The organism is Stenotrophomonas maltophilia group sp. RNC7, from assembly GCF_030910085.1.
GTDB lineage: Bacteria > Pseudomonadota > Gammaproteobacteria > Xanthomonadales > Xanthomonadaceae > Stenotrophomonas > Stenotrophomonas sepilia.
The window spans coordinates 1-2,768 of the sequence record NZ_JAVFVN010000289.1 but is presented as its reverse complement, the minus strand read 5'-3'; the positions used below and the strand labels follow the sequence as shown (position 1 = coordinate 2,768).

Sequence of the window (2,768 nt, the reverse complement as noted above, 5' to 3'; positions counted from 1 at the left end):
AGGAGTTTATATACGAGGTATTAGAAGATTACCTACCTAAATGGGATTATTCAGAATGCTCATTAGAGGAACTTGAAAATGCAAAGGACAATGTGAAAATCATTATCTGGCAAGTAGGTGATGATGAAAAGGAAGTATTACAAGTGTGTGGCATAAAACAGATGTTTTACAGTGATTTGGAGTATTTTATCTTAATTTTAGAGAATGAAGTTACCCCGGAATATTTAATGAATTATAAAGATCCTTCATTACGTGTTGTATCTAAAGATGAAGATGCGATTGAAGATTTATTGGTTAAAATTAAAGAAGAAAAAGTTAAAAGCATGTGTTTAGATTTACCATTGGGAGTAGAAGATACTAGGGAAATCGTTAATGAAGCAACAAATAGTAGTAAAGAACCTCAAATTAAAATGAATATTTTAAATAACTCCTCAAATTCAGTGGAGTTATATGACATAGAAAAGAGTTCTCCTTTAGAAAGTGAAAATAAAAATGAGATACAAATACAAATTGAAGAGGATAATGGACAAAATCAAGCAGGTATTGAATTTGAGTCATTAGGGAATACAAACAACATACCGATAGATGATGAACAGAATAAAAGGGTAACAAAACCTGTCGAAGCTACTAAAAGTGATGAAAAAGTATTGAAAGAAAATAAAGGTAAAGATAATAAAAATGATAAAGACTTATCCATGGTTCCAGGTAAAACTTCTTGTGAGGATGATAATTCTAATTGCAATGCAACTAGTAAACAGAAATTAGATGAAGGTACCCAAATCACTTGTAATGGTGTACCAATAGATAAGGCTGAAATAAAGAAAATTGCTGAAGAAAGAAGAAAGTATGAGAAAAGGATTTTGTGCTTAAGGGATTATATAAATATTCCTGTTTACAAGAAAAAGACTATTCCACATAAAGCAATTGGTATTTGGTCTCCGTTGCATAGGAGTGGTGTAACTACTCTGGCTATAAACTTTTCCTTGTATTTATCTGACTACTCTTTTCCAATTGGAGTGTTGGAAGCTATAACCACAAATATGAAACAAAAGAATACTCTATCTTTGTTCAGTGATAAACCTGAAAATTGGCAGACTTACAGTAAATATTTAATGGGAGAGGGGGAACCAAAACAAGCTATTTGGGATGTTAAGGGCATTCACTTTTACCCTTTTATAGAAAAGGACAAAGATTTGAATTGGACTGAACAGGCCATAGAATATTTTGTTGAAGGACTGAAATTTTATGATTTGCTCTTAGTTGATTTGCCAACAGGGAAAATGGAAGAATACACTTTAAATACACTTAAGTATCTAGATGAATTATGGATAGTTGTAAACAATGATATAACAGGGATATTGCAATGGAAAAACTATATTAATGAGGTTATTAAAAGTTCGATTTCATGTAAATTGATATTTAATGAACATTTGAATTTTAGTAAGCCAGAACTGTTAGAGAAAGAATTAGATATCCCATTAATGGCTACTGTTCCATCTATGCATATCGAAATTAATAAGAATCAATATAAGACAATACCATTAATTGAGCAGGACCAAGTATATAATAAGCTTGAAGGGGCTTTTGTAAAGATGCTAGAATGTATCACCGGTAATAAGAAAAAGATTATTAGGTTTGAAGCAAAGAACTCAAGTACAAGTCTAGAGATTTTTCTTAAAAAGTTCTTGAAAAATAGAAAAATATAAGAAAATTTGGTAATATATATTTATATAAATTTAATTTCATTTTAATTATAAATAACAATTAGAAGACCTTTGGGGTTTGTGCGATGCTCAGATTCCTTTGGTCTTTTTTGTATTTAAAGGAGGAATTAATAATGAAGAAAGAGTTGAAGAATGAAATAGTAAATATTTTAAAAAGAAAAGTTAATGGTTGTATTAAGTTGGGGATACATGTTCCGAATAGATGCAATCAAAGGGGATATACGAAAAGTGATTTAGTTTACTGTTTGATGAAAGGTGAAATAATTAAAATTTCGAGTGAAGCTTTTAAAGGAAAGAACGTTTTAACTATAAAGATTTTAGGTGTAGATACGGATAATAATCCTTTATTGGTGGTTCTTGGGAAAGAGGGTATACATCAGTTTAAATGTATTACTATCACACCGCCTATTAAGGAGAAATTAATGGCTTAGAAGTGTGTCTTAAATAACAATTAAGGGGGAATTTTTTATGGCTAAAGCTTATAGACCAATAGGAAGATTAAAAGGGTGGTATGAATATTATAATACCCCTTGTGATATTTGTGGACATGAAGGTATGTGTATGATTAATGAGGATAATAATAGAGTTGTATGTTGCAGGGTGGAATCAGAACGTCCATTTGGACAAAAAGGAGCTTGCCCTGGATACCTGCATTTTTTAGATGGTAAGAATAGTAAAAAAGTGGATTTCACAAATATAGAAGTTCATAAAGAAAGAGAAAAGAAAGATATAAGATCGTTAAATATTGCATATCAATTCTTACTAAAAAATTGCGAAATAGCGAAAGAGCATCTTGAACATTTAGTAAATATAAGGGGTATGACTGAAGAGGAAATAAATGTTCGACAATATAATAGTTTTCCAGAAAAACCTTGGCAAATTGTAAACAATATCTTAAAGAATTCTAATTATTTTACAGCTGAAAACTTTTTGGGAGTACCTGGTTTTTATACTGCTCAAGGTAAAAATAATAAATATGTAACTATTAGTGGAGCGCAAGATTCTATATTAATTCCTTGTCGTGATATTACAAAACAAATAGTT

Annotated in this window: 3 protein-coding genes; all 3 read left to right on the top strand. The window is 30.2% G+C overall.

Going from position 1 to position 2,768, the window contains the following annotated elements:
* On the top strand, positions 1 to 1,706 hold a 1,706-nt coding region (locus tag RCF13_RS04205; protein ID WP_308140897.1), incomplete at its 5' end, for a hypothetical protein.
* Positions 1,707 to 1,837: 131 nt separating this feature from the next.
* On the top strand, positions 1,838 to 2,155 hold the full coding sequence (locus RCF13_RS04200) for a DUF4258 domain-containing protein (RefSeq protein ID WP_016121756.1): 318 nt from the start codon (positions 1,838 to 1,840) through the stop codon (positions 2,153 to 2,155).
* A gap of 37 nt (positions 2,156 to 2,192) precedes the next feature.
* Positions 2,193 to 2,768 (top strand): hypothetical protein (locus RCF13_RS04195; RefSeq protein ID WP_308140896.1); only part of this gene is annotated, 576 nt, incomplete at its 3' end.

Excerpts from the sequence above, each read along its gene's own strand:
- RCF13_RS04200 (WP_016121756.1), top strand. The coding sequence starts at position 1,838 with ATGAAGAAAGAGTTGAAGAATGAAATAGTAAATATTTTAAAAAGAAAA.